Below are 1,492 nucleotides of genomic sequence, written 5' to 3'. Positions count from 1 at the left end.
GTCTGGGTGTACTGGCAAGGACCGTGCGTGGTGCGCGGCGGGGCATCGTAAGCGGAGGCGGTGGTGCTGCCCCCGGACACAGCCAACGCTGCTGCCGCCGATGCGGTCATGAGAGTTTGGTTCATCCTGCACACCCTCCAAAAGATCGCCAGATTTCGGAGCGGTCGCAGCCTAGTAGTGCTTCGTTAGGTTCTGGTTCTGTTTCTTCTGCTGGTGAGGGGGCGGCCGCAGGTGGTGCAGATGCCGCTCCAGCACCGCAGCAGGTCCTGCAGCGCGTCGAGGACTTGGTAGAGGGTCAGGCTGTCGTGTGGGCTTTTGGGTCGTAGCGCCGCAGGGTGAGGAAGGCTTGTGCGGCGGTGACGAGGGTGACGTGGTGGTGCCAGCCGCGCCAGGTGCGGCCCTCGAAGTGGTCCAGGCCCAGGCCGTGTTTGAGTTCGCGGTAGTCGTGCTCGATGCGCCAGCGCATCTTGGCGAAGTGCACCAGATCGGCGGCCGGGGTGGTGGCGGGCGGGTTGGTCATCCAGTAGCCGGTGGGCTCCGTCGCTTTCTCGGGCTGTTCGACCAGCAGGGTCCGCAGCGGCAGTACCCCGTCCCACTGGCTGCGTCCGCCGGCGTGCTCCTGCGCTGTGCGGGTGGCTTCCTTGCCCGAGGGCCGCACTTCGAGCACTGCAAACCGTGAGGTCATCGATCCCTTGCTGCCCTGGCGCCAGGTGACGGTCTCGAAGCGGGTGCCTGCATCGGCCAGGTCTCGCAGGGGCCGGGCCGGCCCGCGATAGCGCGACAGGGTGGGCGGGCCCAGCCCCTGGTAGGGCGGCAGATACGGGACGGCAGCAGCCGGGCGGGCGATCTCTTTGGGCTCGACGGCCATGACGTAGGGCCAGCCGCGTTCCTCCAGGGCCAGGCGGAAGGAGACACTGCGGCCGTAACCGCAGTCGGCCACGTTCACCGGCACCGACCCAAGCCAGGCCGCGAGCCTCTCCAGCAGCCCCACAGCCAGACGGGACTTGGTCACATGCCCGACCTCTTCGGGCACCCCCGCGGCCCGACGCCGCTGGACGTCGTGGGCCCATTCCTCGGGCAGGATCAGCTCCCTTCCAGTGGGCAGGAAGCAAGATCGGTGGCTGCGTGCACGCTGACGGCGACCTGGCAGTTGGCCCGCTTGCCCAACGCTCCGCAGTACTGCCGGGCCACCCCCACCGACGCCCGCCCGCACTTGGGAAACGACACATCGTCGATGACCCACACCTCGGGTTTGACCACCTGGACCAGCCGCTCGGCGATCCGCCGCCGCACCGGCGTCCACTGCCACGGCGACTGGTTGACGAACTGCTGCAAGGCCTGCCTGTTCCCGTCCGGCAGCCGCTGGGCCATCGGCTGGATCGACTTACGCCGACTGTGCCACTGACGATCTTCGATTACGCCTGGGTCGTGGTCTTCTGTTTGAGGCGTTCGTAGGGGGTCTGGCCGCCAAGGCCGCCATGGGGGCGATGGT

General features: G+C 68.2%; 1 pseudogene. It reads right to left on the bottom strand.

Annotation, left to right across the window (positions count from 1 at the left end):
* Positions 1-295: 295 nt before the first annotated feature.
* A pseudogene (locus IH68_RS51300) lies at positions 296-1,371 on the bottom strand (IS701 family transposase).
* Between the last annotated feature and the right edge of the window lie 121 nt (positions 1,372-1,492).

The organism is Streptomyces sp. NRRL S-646 (assembly GCF_000720765.1).
Taxonomy (GTDB): Bacteria; Actinomycetota; Actinomycetes; order Streptomycetales; family Streptomycetaceae; genus Streptomyces.
The sequence above is the reverse complement of the archived record's forward strand: the minus strand, read 5'-3'. Positions and strand labels throughout refer to the sequence as shown.